The 18,905-nt window shown below is 45.2% G+C and carries 13 protein-coding genes and 1 CRISPR repeat array (1 of these 14 only partly in view); of the genes, 12 read left to right on the plus strand and 1 reads right to left on the minus strand.

What is annotated here, in order from left to right:
* Positions 1–656: a CRISPR direct-repeat array (repeat unit 36 nt; unit sequence GTCCTAGTCACTCCTCAAACCGGGAGCCTATCGGAC); it begins 463 nt to the left of the window's first position.
* A gap of 411 nt (positions 657–1,067) precedes the next feature.
* The 9 genes from cas13b to IX84_RS07560 all read left to right on the plus strand — a co-directional run bounded on the left by cas13b (position 1,068) and on the right by IX84_RS07560 (position 12,501).
* Positions 1,068–4,463, plus strand: coding sequence for a type VI-B CRISPR-associated RNA-guided ribonuclease Cas13b (cas13b, locus tag IX84_RS07520; RefSeq protein ID WP_044218239.1), 3,396 nt, complete (start codon positions 1,068–1,070; stop codon positions 4,461–4,463).
* 13 nt (positions 4,464–4,476) lie between these two features.
* Positions 4,477–5,112 (plus strand): type VI-B CRISPR accessory protein Csx28, encoded by a 636-nt coding sequence (csx28, locus tag IX84_RS07525; RefSeq protein ID WP_044218241.1) that lies wholly within the window; start codon positions 4,477–4,479, stop codon positions 5,110–5,112.
* A gap of 73 nt (positions 5,113–5,185) precedes the next feature.
* Positions 5,186–5,797 carry a DUF2059 domain-containing protein gene (locus IX84_RS07530; protein WP_044218243.1) on the plus strand — a complete coding sequence of 204 codons (612 nt, stop codon included), beginning with the start codon at positions 5,186–5,188 and terminating at the stop codon, positions 5,795–5,797.
* A gap of 57 nt (positions 5,798–5,854) precedes the next feature.
* Positions 5,855–6,403: a hypothetical protein gene (locus tag IX84_RS30785; protein ID WP_052515853.1), complete on the plus strand. Its 549-nt coding sequence runs from the start codon at positions 5,855–5,857 to the stop codon at positions 6,401–6,403.
* Positions 6,404–6,713: 310 nt separating this feature from the next.
* Positions 6,714–6,914 (plus strand): MerR family transcriptional regulator, encoded by a 201-nt coding sequence (locus IX84_RS07540; protein ID WP_044218246.1) that lies wholly within the window; start codon positions 6,714–6,716, stop codon positions 6,912–6,914.
* Positions 6,915–7,226: 312 nt separating this feature from the next.
* The gene (locus tag IX84_RS30790) at positions 7,227–9,536 is read left to right on the plus strand and encodes a DUF5906 domain-containing protein (RefSeq protein ID WP_052515854.1); all 2,310 of its coding nucleotides are present in this window, start codon (positions 7,227–7,229) and stop codon (positions 9,534–9,536) included.
* Between the two features lie 282 nt (positions 9,537–9,818).
* Positions 9,819–11,300, plus strand: coding sequence for a hypothetical protein (locus tag IX84_RS07550; protein WP_044218248.1), 1,482 nt, complete (start codon positions 9,819–9,821; stop codon positions 11,298–11,300).
* Positions 11,301–11,305: 5 nt separating this feature from the next.
* Positions 11,306–11,677, plus strand: a complete 372-nt coding sequence (locus tag IX84_RS07555) for a hypothetical protein (protein ID WP_044218250.1) — start codon at positions 11,306–11,308, stop codon at positions 11,675–11,677.
* Positions 11,678–11,745: 68 nt separating this feature from the next.
* Complete coding sequence (locus IX84_RS07560; protein WP_044218253.1) at positions 11,746–12,501, plus strand: hypothetical protein; 756 nt, start codon at positions 11,746–11,748, stop codon at positions 12,499–12,501.
* Positions 12,502–12,595: 94 nt separating this feature from the next.
* Here IX84_RS07560 and IX84_RS07565 read toward each other — a convergent pair whose 3' ends face one another.
* The gene (locus IX84_RS07565) at positions 12,596–13,327 is read right to left on the minus strand and encodes a hypothetical protein (RefSeq protein WP_044218255.1); all 732 of its coding nucleotides are present in this window, start codon (positions 13,325–13,327) and stop codon (positions 12,596–12,598) included.
* Between the two features lie 380 nt (positions 13,328–13,707).
* Here IX84_RS07565 and IX84_RS07570 point away from each other — a divergent pair, with 380 nt between their 5' ends.
* The 3 genes from IX84_RS07570 (at position 13,708) to IX84_RS07580 (ending at position 18,902) form a co-directional block, all read left to right on the plus strand.
* Positions 13,708–14,472: a hypothetical protein gene (locus tag IX84_RS07570; protein WP_044218257.1), complete on the plus strand. Its 765-nt coding sequence runs from the start codon at positions 13,708–13,710 to the stop codon at positions 14,470–14,472.
* 136 nt (positions 14,473–14,608) lie between these two features.
* Positions 14,609–17,593 carry a type I restriction endonuclease subunit R gene (locus IX84_RS07575; protein WP_044218259.1) on the plus strand — a complete coding sequence of 995 codons (2,985 nt, stop codon included), beginning with the start codon at positions 14,609–14,611 and terminating at the stop codon, positions 17,591–17,593.
* The gene (locus IX84_RS07580; RefSeq protein WP_202965219.1) at positions 17,562–18,902 is read left to right on the plus strand and encodes a restriction endonuclease subunit S; all 1,341 of its coding nucleotides are present in this window, start codon (positions 17,562–17,564) and stop codon (positions 18,900–18,902) included. Before IX84_RS07575 ends, IX84_RS07580 begins: the two co-directional genes overlap by 32 nt.
* Positions 18,903–18,905: the final 3 nt, after the last annotated feature.

Consider the following 18,905-nt stretch of genomic DNA (forward strand, 5'->3'; position numbering starts at 1 on the left):
GACTTATGATGTGGTAGAGAAGGCACTGGCGCATATCCGTCCTAGTCACTCCTCAAACCGGGAGCCTATCGGACCAGCCTTTTGAGTTAGCTATTGGCACGTGAAACTTATTGTCCTAGTCACTCCTCAAACCGGGAGCCTATCGGACCAATAAAGATTGAAAAAGACACAAAAAGAATTGGCGTCCTAGTCACTCCTCAAACCGGGAGCCTATCGGACACCTCATCTAAAAGCGACGATAAAAAAGAGCCCAATAGTCCTAGTCACTCCTCAAACCGGGAGCCTATCGGACTCAATCTGGTGGCAGTGCTCATCCGGTACGGCTTCCGTCCTAGTCACTCCTCAAACCGGGAGCCTATCGGACTCGAAGAGGTGACGATGCCGAGCGCAAACAAAGACGGTCCTAGTCACTCCTCAAACCGGGAGCCTATCGGACGCTAAGTACAACAGCGTTGAGTTGTGCCCATGTAGTTGTCCTAGTCACTCCTCAAACCGGGAGCCTATCGGACATATTGATAGTCTTCGCCCCGAAGTACCTGCACTTCGTGTCCTAGTCACTCCTCAAACCGGGAGCCTATCGGACCTAAAGCCTTGGAATCCAGCCGGGTATATGAATATTAGTCCTAGTCACTCCTCAAACCGGGAGCCTATCGGACAGGTAAAATGTCTAATATGAAAATCGTGTAGTAAGAGTGAGTACTTCCAATACTTAACTTTACACTTTCCATACTCGATAGAATTAATTACTGAAAAATTTAAATTCTAAGAATAATTTTCAAAATTCTCACTTGGTAAAAACAGAGGCCTGTCGCCAACTTCCCTATGGCTCACTTGCCAATCTGGTTTAACTCTAAGCCTTCGCTCCAGAGTAGAGAAAATTAATCAAATACCTGAGATTTTTCTAAAAATGCACATAAAAAATATATATTTACCAAAATCACATTATCAGTGAATACCGCACCCTCCTGACTACCATTGTATGGCACGGAAAGTGGCTTGTATCCGGTTTCCTAACCTGCGCAGCTGTAAGGATACAGTCTAATTTTTACCCAAACCAAATTTTTGAAATGACAAATACGCCGAAACGCCGAACGCTTCACAGACACCCATCCTACTTTGGGGCCTTTCTGAATATCGCACGTCACAATGCATTTATGATCATGGAGCATTTGTCTACCAAATATGATATGGAGGACAAAAACACCCTGGATGAAGCTCAGCTCCCAAATGCCAAACTATTTGGCTGCCTGAAGAAAAGATATGGCAAGCCAGATGTTACAGAAGGTGTCTCGCGCGACTTAAGAAGATACTTCCCATTCCTTAATTACCCTCTATTCCTACACCTAGAAAAGCAGCAAAACGCGGAACAGGCTGCTACCTATGACATCAATCCTGAAGATATAGAGTTTACGCTTAAAGGCTTTTTCAGGTTGCTCAACCAAATGCGTAACAACTACTCGCATTACATTTCTAACACAGACTACGGTAAGTTTGACAAGCTCCCCGTACAAGATATTTACGAAGCCGCTATTTTCAGGCTCCTCGATAGGGGAAAACACACTAAAAGGTTTGACGTCTTTGAAAGTAAGCATACAAGGCACCTTGAAAGCAACAATAGTGAGTATAGGCCCAGAAGCCTTGCAAACTCTCCAGATCATGAAAACACGGTTGCTTTTGTCACCTGTCTCTTCCTGGAACGCAAATACGCCTTTCCTTTTCTGAGCAGACTGGATTGTTTTAGAAGTACTAATGATGCAGCAGAAGGAGATCCCCTAATCCGGAAAGCAAGCCATGAGTGCTATACTATGTTTTGTTGCCGGCTTCCACAACCGAAACTGGAAAGCAGTGATATTCTGCTAGACATGGTCAATGAACTTGGGCGGTGCCCGAGTGCTTTGTACAACTTGTTGTCAGAAGAAGATCAAGCACGCTTTCACATCAAGCGAGAGGAGATAACCGGTTTTGAAGAAGACCCTGACGAAGAGCTCGAACAAGAGATTGTATTAAAACGGCACAGTGACCGTTTCCCTTACTTTGCACTTCGCTATTTTGATGATACAGAGGCTTTTCAAACCTTACGGTTTGATGTATACCTGGGCAGGTGGAGGACCAAACCGGTTTATAAGAAACGGATCTATGGTCAAGAGCGGGATAGAGTGCTTACCCAATCTATCCGAACCTTTACAAGACTAAGCCGGCTTCTTCCTATCTACGAAAACGTAAAGCATGATGCTGTCCGACAGAATGAAGAGGATGGCAAATTGGTAAACCCCGATGTAACATCCCAGTTTCACAAAAGCTGGATCCAAATAGAAAGTGATGATCGTGCTTTCCTCTCAGACAGAATTGAGCACTTTTCGCCTCATTATAATTTCGGAGATCAGGTCATCGGTTTGAAGTTTATCAATCCTGATCGGTATGCCGCTATTCAAAATGTATTTCCAAAGCTACCAGGAGAGGAGAAGAAAGATAAAGATGCAAAACTCGTTAATGAAACAGCAGATGCAATAATTAGCACCCATGAGATCCGTAGCTTGTTTTTATACCACTACCTAAGTAAAAAGCCTATTTCAGCAGGGGACGAGAGAAGGTTTATTCAGGTAGATACGGAGACTTTTATAAAGCAGTATATAGATACGATCAAACTGTTTTTTGAAGATATCAAATCAGGCGAACTACAACCTATTGCCGATCCGCCCAACTACCAAAAGAATGAACCCTTACCCTATGTGCGCGGAGATAAAGAGAAGACCCAGGAAGAGCGGGCTCAGTATCGAGAGCGGCAGAAGGAAATTAAAGAAAGAAGGAAAGAACTTAATACGCTGCTTCAGAATAGGTATGGCCTGTCTATTCAGTACATTCCCAGCCGGCTTAGAGAATACTTGTTGGGTTATAAAAAGGTCCCCTATGAAAAGCTAGCGCTTCAGAAACTTAGAGCGCAGCGTAAGGAAGTCAAAAAGAGGATCAAGGATATCGAAAAAATGCGCACCCCCAGAGTAGGTGAACAGGCAACCTGGCTCGCAGAGGATATCGTTTTTTTGACTCCGCCAAAGATGCACACGCCTGAAAGGAAAACTACCAAACACCCACAGAAGCTCAATAATGATCAGTTCCGGATCATGCAATCTTCCCTGGCGTACTTTTCCGTAAATAAGAAAGCAATTAAAAAGTTCTTTCAGAAGGAGACGGGGATCGGTCTGTCAAATAGAGAAACAAGCCATCCGTTTCTGTATAGGATCGACGTTGGGAGGTGCAGGGGTATTTTAGACTTCTACACGGGCTACCTGAAATACAAAATGGACTGGCTAGATGATGCAATCAAAAAAGTTGATAATCGTAAACATGGCAAGAAGGAGGCTAAAAAGTATGAAAAATATCTACCCTCATCCATTCAGCATAAGACTCCTCTTGAATTAGACTACACCCGCCTGCCTGTTTATCTACCAAGAGGCTTATTTAAAAAGGCAATTGTCAAAGCGTTAGCTGCACATGCCGATTTCCAGGTCGAACCAGAGGAAGACAATGTAATTTTCTGTCTGGACCAGCTCTTGGATGGCGATACCCAAGATTTCTATAATTGGCAACGGTACTATCGCTCTGCGCTAACGGAAAAAGAAACTGATAACCAGCTTGTCCTCGCCCATCCCTACGCAGAGCAAATATTAGGTACAATTAAGACACTGGAAGGTAAGCAGAAGAACAATAAGCTTGGGAACAAGGCGAAACAAAAAATCAAGGATGAACTTATAGATCTAAAAAGAGCAAAACGGAGGTTACTAGACCGGGAACAATACCTACGGGCTGTACAAGCCGAAGATCGTGCACTATGGCTAATGATACAAGAGCGGCAAAAGCAGAAAGCTGAACATGAGGAAATCGCCTTTGATCAGCTCGACCTTAAAAACATCACTAAAATCCTAACAGAGTCTATTGATGCCCGACTCAGAATACCGGATACCAAAGTAGATATTACGGATAAGCTTCCGCTCCGTAGATATGGAGATCTGCGCCGTGTAGCTAAAGATCGCAGACTGGTCAATCTCGCCTCTTACTACCATGTTGCAGGTTTATCCGAAATCCCCTATGATCTTGTGAAGAAAGAACTGGAAGAGTACGATCGCCGTAGAGTGGCCTTTTTTGAGCACGTTTATCAGTTTGAAAAAGAAGTATATGACCGCTATGCCGCAGAACTTAGAAACGAAAATCCGAAAGGTGAGAGTACTTACTTCAGTCATTGGGAGTACGTAGCTGTTGCGGTAAAGCACTCTGCTGATACTCATTTTAATGAACTCTTCAAAGAGAAAGTTATGCAATTGCGTAACAAGTTCCACCACAATGAATTCCCCTATTTCGACTGGTTATTGCCAGAGGTAGAAAAGGCGAGTGCCGCTCTATACGCGGATAGAGTCTTTGATGTGGCAGAGGGCTACTACCAGAAAATGCGTAAATTAATGCGACAGTAAAAACAGAACGATCATGGATGAAGGGACGCTTTTGATAAACATTTTGACCGGCCCCGCAAAAGACAAACCGCTATGGTTTGAATTCATAGGCATCGGTGTGACTATCAGTTTAGCAGCTTGGGGCTATTTGCGTGCTTTTGGGGCTTGGGAAAAACAGAAAAAGCGAGAATTAGAGCTTCAGCACAAACAGAGAAAGCTTGAAATCAAGCTCCAATTTGAGAAGCAGCGGTATGAACATGAATTGAAAGCGGCAGAGGGGGTATGGCCTTTGCTAGCCTACTTTTCTTTGTGGGAAAATGACAAGAGCGTATTTGTAAAGCGTGGAGACCATTGGTACTTTCGCCAAGAGCAGGGGCGCGAATACATTTTAGCGCTTTCTGAAAACTTCTTCAATAAAGGGTATGGTGTTTTTATGCCTGGCCCTGCCAAGGAAAACCTCTATCATTTCCGTGGTATGATCTACAAACTCCTTCAGGATTCCAAATCTAATGGCAATGATAATAATGAAGTTCTTCTTAAGAACCAAAGCATGGTTCAAAAGAAGGACAAACAGGCAGCCCCCAATAAGAAAAGTGTAGAGCAACTTAAAGATGAGATCAATGCCAGTCTTAGGAATATGCTGCAAAAGTCAGAGATTGATCTGGATTAGTTAGTAGAGAATAAAAACCTATACTGTACATCTTCAATGGTCTTTATCCCTCTTAGATAAAAACCCAACCCAAATGAAACTACCCATCCTGGCAATTGCGACCCTTCTATTCGCCCTTCCAGCCTTTGCCCAATCCCCGTATGATTTCGACAGCGAGCTTTCTGACATCGCCCGGTCCTTCAGAAATGATATCATGGATGAGTATCAGTGTCAGCGGCTGAAAGGAGATGCCGGGGATCTCGCTAACGAAATTGAAGACGCAATAGAGGAAGACGACGAGTATTCCGATGCCGAGATGCGTCAACTCGGACAGCTAAAGAAGGAAGCAAAAGCCTTGGAACAGTTCATTGCAGCCGTAGGGAATTGTGCAAACTACCTTCCAAGTATATCGGAATTCCATTTAGCGAATCAAAGAGTAAGGGCTGATGTTTCGTATGTGTCCAAAGACCAGTACTGTGTAGATTTTGTGGTGGCTGGGATCGGCAACTATGTGGCGTACCTGGCAGTCAATAGCTCCCCTAATAATTATACCGTTTCCTACAAATGGAAAGCACCAGGTGGAATGGACAGTGGAAATGGTACTATGGGGCTTCCAAAGTCCAGCGTGAGGCACATATATAACAATAGAGAGGAGGTCAATAAAACCCGGATTTCTGTTTATGGGGTGAGTTGCAAGGAATTTTAGTGACCCTACTTCTTTTTATCTATTGATCCACCACCGAACAAGACCCGATGTACTGCAATGGGTGATTTTAACTTCAAAAGCCGCGATCAGATTGAAGCCCTGCTTAAGGATGCTTACAGCACGACTACGACCCAGGGCCTGCTGAGTATGATTGAGAGCATAAAGCAGGAAAGGGATCCTTTCTTTTTAACCTTGGCTGAGCTGGATCAGATTTTCCGCTGGAAGCTAAGAGGGCAGTATGGCCGGCAACAAAGCCAACGGTCTCTCATCACAAACGAGAATGCAAGGTTAATTACCCAAACGACTTTCAGCTTTACCAATGCAAGCGAGAGTCTTGAAATAAAATCCAAAATACTCATCCTTACTGTTCTACCTGGAGTGGGCGTTCCAGTCGCCTCTGCAATTTTGGCTATGGTATTTCCGGAGTCCTATGGTGTAATAGATACCAGGAACTGGAAGGTATTATATGGAGAGGACAAGAACTACTTTACCCACAACGACTATATTTTATACCTAACCGACCTTAGGGCGCTCGCCCATAAATGGAGCTTTACTGTACAGCAGATAGATTTAGCGCTTTGGAAATATTATGAGATTTTGTCATAATTGAGTCTAGTAAGATTGGCACCTCCGGCTTGGAGCGATTATCCGGTTCATAAGTTGAATGTGGAAACCATACTAAGCTCAAGCCGATTGTTTGAACCTGACAGCTTCCAAAAGCTTTCTTTTTTACCCTGATCACTGCCATAATTCCTGCAGACTATCTTCCTATTGAGCGGGCTATCAATGCGGCAGATACAGACTTTCTGTAAAATTGTTGGACATGTCACTCTTTTTGTATATATTTGCAATGGACGTTGGCCCGTCTATATTTTTTGAACCGAAAGAATGACAAGTCATTCTAAAATGAAATTTAATGAATCAAACCAACCCTAATCCGCTGTTACTCAGCCTAAAAACTGTGGCGATCAAAATCGATGTCAGTACACGTACAGTAGTTCGCATGCATCAAGAAGGTAAGATAAGGCTGTACCGCATGGGCGGCAAATTATTTGCCAAAAAGGATGAGTTAGAGGAGGATATCGAAAAGATACTCGAACCATTAAGCCCTAAATGAAGAGGGAGCACCAACCCTAATTGGTGCTCCCTCTAAGTCAATCTTTTTATGAATAATAACAACCTGAAAATAGCTTTTTCTGAACTAAAATGCAAATCTGCAGACTGTCCGGAGTCGTACAAACGTGATTCAGATATTAGAAGCAGAACCGCCCCAACTTGCCATTCAATGGAGGGGCTTCCATCAGCAATTTCCCTTAGCGGGAGGATCAAGGAAGCCTTGTCAATAAGGGACGTGCTTAATATTTACAAGCGGCTTGCAAATAACTGCTCATCGGAAAAGTAAAGAGCTATATCAGGGTCATAATTAGCTATGGAAACACTAAATCAATTCATCCAAGACCAATTCCGTGAACTAGGTCTCAATGACGAGAATAACAAAATAACCGTCCATAACCCGGAAGCAGAACACCCGGAGCCTAGAACCAAAACCATCCCCTGCTTCGAAGCAGACCGGAGAGGTAATCTGAAGATCAACTTCTGGACGATCGACAGGGAGCTCATACCTTATTATAAAGAGGGAACTGGAAAGATGAGCCATGTTAATTCCAAACTGGCCTTCTTCCATCAGATCCGGCTAAAAGAGCCAAAGGGCGATCAGAAATACATTATCCCGAATGGGCAAGGGACTTACCCCTATTTTCCTCCTCCCCTATGCGAGGCCTTTGAACAAAAGAAAAAAATCAAGACCCTTTTTCTCACAGAGGGGGCAAAGAAGGCTTGGCGGGTCTCCTTGGCTTCCAGTGAGGTAGCTTGTGTTGGGCTGACCAGTATCACCCACTTCCGCGATGGGGAAACCAAGAAGCTTCACCACGATATTCTGAGAATCATTGATACCTGTGAGGTTGAAAATATTGTGGTTCTATGGGACGGAGACTGCCGGGATATCAGCGAAAAGGAACTGGAGGTACAAGGGGATCTCTCTCAAAGACCCAGAACTTTCTATAACGCTGCCAAGAAAATCCGCGAGCTTGCACTAGAGCACAGTTCTAAGCTGGCAATTCATTTTTATCATGTGAAATCTGATTGCTTTCCAGATCGCCCGAAAGGCTTGGATGATTTGGTCAATAGTGCAGATGCAGCGGGGCAGCTAGATGAAGTGATGAAAGAGCTATTGAATGTTGGTCAGCAGAACAGTGTATATTTTCACAAACAGATCATAACGTCGTCACTTTCAAGCTTACTTCGGTACTTCGGGTTGGGGGATATTCATGATTTTTGGCCACTGCACATGGCGAAAATTGGGGATGATCGGCCGTTCAACTTTGGGGGCGATATCTATGAGTGGAGCACAGAGACCGATTGCCTTGAACTTCGTAAACCTGCCTGGGCTAAGCGGGTGTTCCGGATAGGCGATGAATACTTTGAGCATATCGACAAACCGATTATTAATCGAGGTAATGAAGATGGTCCAAAGTTCAGAAAAGAGCTGGTAAAAAGGAATGTAGGCACGCTGAAAATGAAGTTTGGCCCAAAGTTCGCCCAGTACGTTGAGTATTTTGATGGCTTTTGCTGTATGCCAGATCACTTTGAATTTCAGCTGTCTTATGAGAGTTTCTTTAACAAATACTTCCCTCTCAGGCACAAAGCTGAGCCAGGGGAAGTGCCTTCTATCCTTCAGCTTTTCAAGCATATTTTTGGTGAGGATAAACGGGAACGAAATGGAAAGTCTTACCCCATGTACGAACTGGGATTGGACTATGTGCAACTGCTGCTTACCCGCCCCACTCAGCACCTGCCCGTACTGATCCTCTACTCGCCAGAAAACAACACTGGGAAGTCCACCTTCGGAAATCTGTTGCTCGATATTTTCGGTGACAACGCCATACAAATCAGCAATAGCGACTTGAAGTCCGACTTCAACGAACCCTTTGCCGGAAAACTTTTGGCAATATGTGAGGAGACCCTACTCGACCGAAAGGTCGATGTGGAGCGTATCAAAGCACTCAGTACGGCCCACCAAATTACCGTAAACGCCAAGAATCAGCGGCAATATTCCCTCGATTTCTTCACCAAGTTCCAGTTCTACTCCAATAATAAAAGAATGATTTACGTAACCGAGCACGATGATCGGTTCTGGATTCTTCGTGTCCCTCAGCTGAAGGAAAAAGACCCCTTCTTCCTGGATAAACTGAAGGCTGAAATCCCCGCTTTTATCCACTTCCTGAAACACCGGAAACTCCTCGCCCCCCATGAAGGGCGGATGTATTTTCATCCAGACCTTTACCTCACTGACGTTTTCGAGGATACCGTTGAGCTTAATCAACCTGGTGACGCTCGGCATTTGCGCACTCAACTTGAGGAGTTGTTTGCCGCCCTGGAAGATGAGGGAGTTGACGAGATTATGATGCCGCTCAACAGTGTTAAAAAGGAGTTCTTCCATGGTGGATTTCAATCAAGCTGGCTTAGGGAGATTTTGAAGGATCACTTAAAGGTGGAGAAGCTATTGACCGAAGATGGGACGACGAAAGTTACACGTGGAAAATACCCTAGAATCATCGAGCAGTACAATGGAGAGGAAAGCGATCAAAAAGAGAGTTACTCGCCTAAAGTCGAATGGGTAGGGTTCAACGGTCGGCCATACATATTCCGACGATCAGATTTTTTAAGCGATAAAAGCTAAGGTTTTTGTCACAATTGTCACAAGTTACCTAATCTACTATATAGTTCTGTATTTCAGCACTTTAAAAGCTGTTACAAAATGTTACAAGTTGTTACAAATGTTACAAAGTCAATAAACCACTTCGACGGTGTTACAAAAGACGTTACAGGATGTGACAGGACATGTAACAACTTAATGTTTTGTTTTTCAGCATATTAAGCAGTTGTGACAATTGTTACAGGATTTTGGAAAACTCATGAAAGAATAAAATAAACGAAACGGCTTTGCTGAAAATCAAGACTTATGAAACAACTAAAAACACTACCCCAGAACCCCGAGTTCTTCGCAGTGTACGCCATTCTTATCGCGACCCTCTCCCGGATTAAAACAGCTGCCCAGGTGGTGAGCGGGTTCACAGAGGTGGGGATCATCTACACGGCCTCCTTTTCGCTGCTAGTGCCTCTTTTTCCGAATCTAGCCTTCTTAGGGGCTTTATCTATTGCCGTCCTCAGTACGCTAATTATTGAAATGGGACTGAGGGTTTTCGCTCCTAAAGCCGTTGACGCTATTCTGTACAAACGGTACACCAGTATGCACCTCCCAATGACCATCTTGGTATGCCTGATAACGGTTGTTCTCCTGGGTACTTCCGGAGTGTTGTCGTTCAAAAACTCAAAGGTTATCGTTGACCGGTTTGCACCCGTTCCTGCTCAGGTGTCAACCTCCCCTATTGATAGCGTGTACGCACAAACAGAACGGGAGCAGCGTACACAGTTTGCGCAGGACAGTACGGACATCGTACGGCAGTTTAACGAGGAATTGGCTACCATAACCCATGCATTCGATCAACGCATTGCCGCTACATCGCGTGAACTGACCAATTTTCGCCGCCGGGAGATCCGGACCGGGCTAAGTTTCGCCACTAAGAAGGATCAACTGAATTTAAAACAGGACGAATTAAAGGCAGAACACGCTCAAGCTGTGGCTGCACTTCAAAAGCAAAAAAATTCAGCGTTAACAGGTCTAAAGCAGGAGAAAAAACAAGCGTTAACCCTTGTAAACACTGCGTATACCGCCCAGGTCGATAGTATTCACAGGTTGAACTTGTTAAACCGTCAAAAAAGATCACAGAATGTAGATAAGTATGGTCTGGGGCTGGGATGGTTTACACTTGTTTGCCTACTCATATTTCTGACAGCAGTTATTCTTGAACGTGTACACGCAAAAGGCTCCGGAATTGTAGAAAAGGTGGAGATCAGCCAGTACGATTTCATGCCCCCCGTTTGGGTGAACGCCTGGCAAGCACTGCGTGAACGGATAAACTATCAAGTCCAGGAGCGCATCAAGCGTTTCCAGGACGCTACACCCCCTGCACCGCTTCCTGCAAACAAAGAAGAACTGTACGACCCAACGGCAATCAATAACCTAACCATTACGCTTAAGCTCGATCAGGAGTCGGACGATCAAAAAGAGAAGGTCGTCATTATCCCCAGTAAACGAAGACAGATAGGTTTCCAGCAGGACAAGCACACGGCGGACACACCAGCTGCGCACACGGAAGATTCCTATGCTATTAAGGGTACACCAACGCATGCTGACCTCCGGCAGTGGAAGCGACGGCTAAAAGACTACAAAAAGCGCCTGGGACGTCACATGCAGAAAAAATTGGCGGCTGAGCGAAAAGGTGAACAAGCTGGTAAGCGTACACTAGACGCAATCGACAATAATCAGAAATGGGTGGAACATTATACCCGGCTGATCCAAGAGTTCTCAACTTCAAAATAGGCCAGATGGAAGAAGAAAGCAGATTCCTGGAATCCTTACAGAACCTGGTGAACGTCCTCGTGAACGAACGGCGTACCGTACACTACCTTATTGATCGTGTTGACCCAAGTGAAAACAGGAAAGCAGGGAGCCGATCACAGCGGTATACATTCCAATGCCTCAACTGTCAAGAAATTGTTTCGAAAAAGGCTCGCGCAAAATACTGTGATCCTCTGTGCCGGAAACAAGCAGAACGCAAACGGGAGAAAGCACTTACTTTTTTTATAAGCCATCAGGAAGAACTCGTACCCGTAATAAAACAGTTGGCGAACGAAGTGCTACTTTGCCGTGACAAGCGCCCTGCTGATTCCTTTAAGGAAAAACAGAAACTGCCGTGACAGCAGTGTGCACTTTTGTGAACGCTAAGTGAACGCTCCTAAATTGGGGTAAACAAAATCTAGAAATTATGGCACGCAAAGTTCACATCGGAGCACGAATTGAACCCGATCTTTACTCCGCTATCACCCAGGAAGCAATAAAAAAGGGTGTGACATTGTCTGAAGAGGTCAGCAGGCTGCTCAATAATGGGCTTTCAAATAATGATTACGCAAGACCGAGTTCCCTCCACTTCCTGTACGGCTATTTCCCTACCTCTTGGGTACAGGAACTATTTTTCAGCATTTCAGAGGAGTATGAAGAATGGTCAGGAGAACCTTCCGTTCAAGAGTTTTGCTCTGAGCTGGCTGACCGTACAGAAGCCCTTGTTGAAGAGGGAGTTGATACAGAAGACAGGCTCAGAACAATGCCAAGACTACCCAAAGATTTGGAAGAAGCGCTGGAAGAACTGTTGTACGATCTGACCAAGGAAGCGGACGATCTCACCGACCGGAAATCCTTCTTCCTCCAATGGGCTAATCTGCTGCGAGAGGCTTCCGGAGATGCGAATGAAGAAGCCGAAGACGAGGAAGGGGCGCACGAACTGATCCTGCAATTTGAAGCGGAAGACATGGCTCAAATCCGCAAATTCCTTGTCCGAAAAGGACTGGATGCCGATGAAGAGCTCTACACGGCTCTGTCCCAGTATATGTACAAACTGTTGGGCAAGGCGCTTGTGCGGGAAGCTGGCCCGTTATTGTTAGCCTGGAATGGGGAAGAGGAGATGGCGAAAGTGGGGGAGCGGTTGCAGAAGGCTGGATTCTGGAAACCAGATGTTGGCCTTTAATCCCCACTGTTTCTCCATCATGTGAACGGTCTTTCTGTTTTTAGTCGCGCTTTGCTTCTATCCTTTTGTAATTAAGTTTCTTCGTTGGTTACATTTAACCCTCTATATAAGTCCATAGAAAGTAAAGAAAAAGGAGAAGGAAAGCGAGACTAAAAAATATCACCATGTCAATAGGAACGGGTTCGTCAGAAGTAACTTCCTTTATTTTGCCGCTTAAAACAACAATAATATCTCCATTCGTAGTTGGGTACTCTCCATCAGGAATGGGAGTTTGATGGTCTTCTGCAGTTACTTTTAAGCCTGGGATCGTATAGTCTCCTGGAAATTGATTGTTTTCCCAAATAATGAGCTTCGAACCTGTTTTAGTTATCAGTTCCCGATAAGACCTCCTGGCTTTATTGGCATCACTATACTTTGAATCTGAATAAGTTGACCCTTCTTCCTTTTCACTAATGCGTTGTTCTAGGTACCTTCCAATATTCAAATCTGGCAGAAGATTCACATTTGCCAGTGGCAGAAGCTGCTCTGTACCTTCTTTCCGAAGCAGCAGCACGGTTTTATCCAGAAACCCCTGATTATACATCCGTCTTTTTCCCTCATAATCAATAAGCAATGACTGCATAGAGGGGAGGTACTCCCAACGACCGGTTGCTACCTCGCCTTGCTTTGTGACGAGTAGCTCATTGTTGCGACGGAATAAATAAGTGACCTTTGCCTCATCATCATCCATGTAAGCCCAGGGAATTTCCACAAAGTTTGCTTCATCATTCAGTTGTTTGCTGTATCGCTGCAACCGGGGAAGTATAGACTGAAGGTAGGATTGCATAGTTCTTTGCTTTGGACAGAATGCTAAAGCTATCTTCTATTTGCTTAAATTGCAAATGTGAAGCTGCATGCTCCGGTGTTACTGTCCCTTGGTTGGTCAGGCTTGAGTACAGATCAAAAACTTTATTTTGATCATGGCTATACGACTTGTGTGAAAGTGCTCATTCAGCGCTTGAAAGGGCTAAAAACCGTGTTTTGGAGGTTTGGTGCATGGCGTGGGCTGTGGACAGCTGCAAAATGCGGCTTGCACAGACGGCACCACAGTGGCTCCTGGCGGCTTAAATCAAAAACCAGCAACCTACGAAGGTGCTTTTTACTCAGCCTGTCCCGCTCTGCGGGAGATTGCCATTTAGGTGCACCGACTTCAGAAAAAATTAAAAAATGGAAATCAAAGTCATTCAATGGAACATTTCGTATAACTGCAAAACAGATAAAATCTCAGCTTTCCTAAATGAAAAAATAGAAGGTCATACCATAATCTGTCTACAAGAAGTCCTCGAGTCTTTTAAAAATGATATTGTTGAACAGTTGAATCCAACTGACTACAAATTCAGTTTAGACTTGAGGAAACCTGGCAAACTTGAGGGACGAAATAGAAAACTAGGACTATTAACAATGAGTTTCGGTGGAACAATCTCTATTTCACACCTTTTGGAACGATCTCTTTTACCTGAAAGAACTCTGGCAACAACCATCGAATTTGAGAAAATCAAAATCAAAATTCTAAGCTTCCATTCTCTAACAGGAGTGGACTACAAACGTGGAAAGTCTAGTCAATTCGCATCTATTGCAGAATACCTAATGGAAAACGAAGTTGACTTCTTTTGCTGTGATGCAAATGAACCAAGAACAGACTCTTTTGAACTGTCTGAGCTCGAATTTTGGGACAATGGTGATAAAGGGAAATTTCCAAGTCTAATATTTGGAACTGAAAAAGTCCACAAACTGACAGACAGTATTCAATCGATAAAACATGAGCTAACTGAATTGCCTGTTTCATATAAGACCGGGAAAACATTTAGACGATATGACTTCATTTACAGATCAGAAAAATGGATTGTAAAGAAACTAGAATACTTGTACGAAGAAGCATTGGAGGCTACGAGCGACCATGCCTTAGTCTTAGGCACGTATAAAAGCACCTAACCAACTGTATGAGTTCATTTCGGTGAAGTTCCAAAGGAAACCATAACTAGGTAAGAAACTATTGACTTCAGCTAAAAAATAACCCGAGATTCCATATATTCGACCGGGAGACAAACATTGCCAAATGTCTACATGAATGACCAAAGAAGCCCAAATAGAAGCAACCCTGATCGAGAACCTCAAAGCGCTCAAATACCACTACCGGCCGGATATCACTGACCGCAGGGCGCTGGAGCAGAACTTCAAAGCCAAGTTTGAAGCGCTCAACCGTGTGCGCTTGACAGAGAATGAGTTTCTGCGGCTGCGGGAGGACATCATTGAGACGGATGTCTTTGCGGCTTCCAAAAAACTGAGGGAGCGGCAGTACTTCCAGCGGGAGGATGGTACTCCTTTGAATTATACGTTAGTCAATACCAAGGATTGGTGTAAGAATGATTACGAGGTCGTCAATCAGCTGCGTATCAATACCGAGAGTAGCCATCACCGGTATGATGTAATCTTGCTGATCAATGGGCTGCCGGTGGTGCAGATTGAGCTGAAAAGGCTCGATGTCTCGCACCGGAAAGCCATGCAGCAGATTGTGGACTACAAGAATGACCCGGGCAATGGCTATTCCAATACCCTGATGTGCTACATGCAGCTGTTCATTGTCAGTAATGGCTCCCGTACGATTTACTTTTCCAACAATAAAAACCAGCACTTTCAATTCAACGCAGACGAGCAGTTTTTGCCCGTCTATGAGCTGGCGGATGTCAATAATAAAAAGATCAATCAGCTGGAGGCCTTCACTGAGCAGTTCCTGAATAAGTGCAGGCTTGGGGAAATGATCAGCAAGTATATGGTCTTGGTGGAGAGCGAGCAGAAAATCCTCGTCATGCGGCCGTATCAGATTTATGCGGTGCAGCGAATTGTAGACTGCATACACCAAAACCGGGGCAATGGCTATATCTGGCACACGACGGGAAGCGGCAAGACGCTGACTTCCTTCAAGGCTTCCACGCTGCTCAAAGACAATCCGGATATTGAGAAGTGTCTTTTTGTGGTGGACCGGAAGGACCTGGACCGGCAGACGCGCGAGGAGTTCAATAAATTTCAGGAGGGGAGCGTGGAGGAGAATACTAATACGGAGACCCTCGTCAGGCGTTTGCTTTCTACCGACTATGCCGATAAGGTGATCGTGACGACCATCCAAAAGCTGGGGCTTGCGCTGGACGGCACCCACAAGCGCAACTACATGGAGCGCCTGAAGCCACTGAGCGACAAACGCATGGTCTTCATCTTTGATGAGTGCCACCGCTCGCAGTTTGGTGAAAACCACGAAGCCATCAGGGAATTCTTCCCTAATGCACAATTGTTTGGCTTTACGGGCACGCCTATTTTCGATGCCAACGCTAACTACAAAGTCCGGGAGGGGGAATTTGAGCAGTACAAGACGACGAAGTACCTCTTTCAGCAGGAGCTGCATGCCTATACCATTACGCACGCCATTGACGATAAGAATGTGCTGCGCTTCCGCATAGATTACTACAAAGGGGAAGGGGACCAAAAGCCGAAGCCCGGTGAGCCTATCGCGCAGCAGGCGGTAGTCAATGCCATTCTTAAAAAGCACAACGCCGCCACCAACCAACGGAAATTCAATGCCGTACTGGCAACAGCCTCTATCAATGACGCGATTGCCTATTTCCGGCTGTTCAAAAAAGTGCAGCAAAAACGGCAGGAGGAAGACCCCAATTTTGTCCCCCTAAATATCGCCTGTGTCTTTTCGCCTCCAGCCCAGCTTGAGCAAAGCCAAAAGAACGCAACCGACATCAAACAGCTGCAGGAAGACCTGCCACAGGAAAAGGAAGACAACAAGCAAAACCCTAAAGAGAAGAAGAAGGCACTCGAGGAGATTATTGCCGATTACAACCAGCAGTACGGCACGAACCACTCCATCAACGAGTTTGACCTCTACTACCAGGATGTGCAGCAGCGTATCAAAGACCAAAAATACAGCAACAAAGACTATCCCCACAAAAATAAAATTGACCTGACCATTGTGGTGGATATGCTGCTTACCGGCTTTGACTCCAAGTACCTGAACACCTTGTACGTGGATAAAAACCTGAAGTACCACGGGCTCATTCAAGCCTTCTCACGGACGAACCGCGTACTGAATGACACCAAGCCTTACGGCAATATTCTGGACTTCCGGCATCAGGAGGATGCGGTCAACCAGGCTATTGCCTTATTCTCAGGTGAGTCTGGCCAGAATCCTAAGGAAATTTGGATGGTCGACCCGGCTCCGGTCGTGATTGATAAGTATCAGGAAGCTGTGGCAGCATTGGGCGACTTCATGCGGGAGCACAATCTCGTCAATGAGCCGCAGGAGGTCTACAACCTGCGCGGTGATGCGGCCAAGATCGCTTTTGTGAAAAACTTCAAGGAAGTGCAGCGGCTCAAAACCCAGCTTGACCAATATACCGACCTGGATGAAGAGCAGCAGGAAATGATCGAAGCCATCCTGCCCGAGGACACCTTGCAGCAATTTCGCAGCTCCTACCTGGAAACGGCGAAGGCGCTCCGAGAGATACAGCAGGAAGAAGGAGAAAATGCTCCGGAAGAAATACAGCAACTGGACTTCGAGTTTGTCCTTTTTGCCTCGGCGGTGATCGACTACGACTACATCATGAACCTGATTGCCGACAGCACGCAGCAGAAGCCCACCAAGCAAAAGATGACCAAGTCGCAGGTGATCAGCCTGCTCAAGTCCAATTCCAACCTGATGGAAGAGGAGGAAGACCTGACCGACTTCATCAACAGCCTGGACTGGAGCAAGGGCTACACGGCCGAAGCGCTAAAGCAAAGCTTTGAAGATTTCAAGGAAGCAAAGTACGAGCAGGAAATTGCGGCTATCGCTCAGGCGCACAGCCTGGAGACGGCTGACCTGAAAAACTTCGTCGCCCAGGTCATGAGCCGCATGATCTTTGATGGCGAGAAGCTGACCGACCTGCTCGAACCGCTGGAGCTGGGCTGGAAAGCCCGGAGCCAAGCCGAAACGGCATTGATGAAAGACCTGGTACCCCATTTGAAAAAACTAGCCGAAGGGCGTGAAATATCTGGATTGGCTGCTTATGAGTAACAAGAAGAGTGTAGTGCCGGAATTGCGTTTTCCGGGGTTCGGAAAAGACTGGGTGTATGAGCCTTTTAGCGAAATCTACTCGTTCCTAACGACCAATTCATTTTCACGTGCAAAATTAAATTATGAAAAGGGTAATGTCAGAAACATACATTATGGCGATATTCACACGAAGTTTTCAACCTTGTTCGATGTCTCAACAGAAGATGTTCCATACGTAAACCCCGACATATCCTTGAGAAAAATTAAAAAAGAAACCTATTGTGAGGTTGGTGATATAGTTTTTGCAGATGCGTCGGAAGATTTGGATGATGTTGGGAAAAGTATTGAAATTATCAATTTAGGCAAAGAGAAATTACTTGCAGGTCTGCATACTCTATTGGCAAGACAAAACTCGCCTCAAAAGCTGATAATTGGGTTTGGAGGTTACTTGTTTAAATCTCCTGGAATTAGATCCCAGATCAAACGTGAAGCTCAAGGCGCAAAGGTACTAGGGATTTCAGGCACAAGATTATTGACGATCAATGTGTTCTATCCTGATAATGAGTTAGAACAACAAAAAATCGCCGACTGCCTCTCCTCCCTCGACGCACTCATCGCCGCCCACCGCGACAAGCTCGATGCGCTGCGGGCGCACAAAAAAGGGCTGATGCAAAACCTCTTCCCGCAGGAGGGGGAGCGGGTGCCGCGGTATCGGTTTGAGGGGTTTGTGGGGGAGTGGGAGGAACAAGTGCTTGGAAATTTAATTGACGTAAAAGGCAGGATCGGTTACAGAGGCTACACGAGGAAGGATATTGTAAATAAAGGAGAAGGAGCAATATCAATGAGCCCTAGTAATATAGATGAAAACGGAAACTTAAACTATGAAAAGTCAACATATATCAGTTGGCATAAGTATGAGGAATCTCCCGAGATAATGCTAAAAGATGGCTTCACGGTTCTTGTGAAAACAGGTTCTTCATTTGGTAAGGCTGCCTACATAGCTGATTTAAAGGAAAAGGCTACCATCAATCCTCAGCTAGTGGTAATGAAGCCCGAGACTATTAACCCTAGATTTCTATTTCTTATGGTGTCAAATGCATCAATACAAAAGCAAATTGGGGAAGCAGTGGTTGGTGGTGCAATCCCCACATTGTCTCAAGCTAGTCTAGCTGCATTTAAAGTTGTTGTTCCCAAACTAGAGGAACAACAAAAAATCGCTGACTGCCTCTCTTCAGTAGATGAGCTGATCGCCGCGCAGGCCGATCGGATAGAACAGCTGCAGGAGCATAAGCGGGGGCTGATGCAGGGGTTGTTTCCGAAAGTAGACTAAATG

The organism is Phaeodactylibacter xiamenensis (genome assembly GCF_000759025.1).
Taxonomy (GTDB): domain Bacteria; phylum Bacteroidota; class Bacteroidia; order Chitinophagales; family Saprospiraceae; genus Phaeodactylibacter; species Phaeodactylibacter xiamenensis.

What these genes read in the sequence shown, in the direction of transcription:
- cas13b (WP_044218239.1), top strand. Translation starts at nt 1,068, where the DNA reads ATGACAAATACGCCGAAACGCCGAACGCTTCACAGACACCCATCCTAC.
- csx28 (WP_044218241.1), top strand. Translation starts at nt 4,477, where the DNA reads ATGGATGAAGGGACGCTTTTGATAAACATTTTGACCGGCCCCGCAAAA.
- IX84_RS07530 (WP_044218243.1), top strand. Translation starts at nt 5,186, where the DNA reads ATGAAACTACCCATCCTGGCAATTGCGACCCTTCTATTCGCCCTTCCA.
- IX84_RS30785 (WP_052515853.1), top strand. Translation starts at nt 5,855, where the DNA reads ATGGGTGATTTTAACTTCAAAAGCCGCGATCAGATTGAAGCCCTGCTT.
- IX84_RS07540 (WP_044218246.1), top strand. Translation starts at nt 6,714, where the DNA reads ATGAATCAAACCAACCCTAATCCGCTGTTACTCAGCCTAAAAACTGTG.
- IX84_RS30790 (WP_052515854.1), top strand. Translation starts at nt 7,227, where the DNA reads ATGGAAACACTAAATCAATTCATCCAAGACCAATTCCGTGAACTAGGT.
- IX84_RS07550 (WP_044218248.1), top strand. Translation starts at nt 9,819, where the DNA reads ATGAAACAACTAAAAACACTACCCCAGAACCCCGAGTTCTTCGCAGTG.
- IX84_RS07555 (WP_044218250.1), top strand. Translation starts at nt 11,306, where the DNA reads ATGGAAGAAGAAAGCAGATTCCTGGAATCCTTACAGAACCTGGTGAAC.
- IX84_RS07560 (WP_044218253.1), top strand. Translation starts at nt 11,746, where the DNA reads ATGGCACGCAAAGTTCACATCGGAGCACGAATTGAACCCGATCTTTAC.
- IX84_RS07565 (WP_044218255.1), bottom strand. Translation starts at nt 13,327, where the DNA reads ATGCAATCCTACCTTCAGTCTATACTTCCCCGGTTGCAGCGATACAGC.
- IX84_RS07570 (WP_044218257.1), top strand. Translation starts at nt 13,708, where the DNA reads ATGGAAATCAAAGTCATTCAATGGAACATTTCGTATAACTGCAAAACA.
- IX84_RS07575 (WP_044218259.1), top strand. Translation starts at nt 14,609, where the DNA reads ATGACCAAAGAAGCCCAAATAGAAGCAACCCTGATCGAGAACCTCAAA.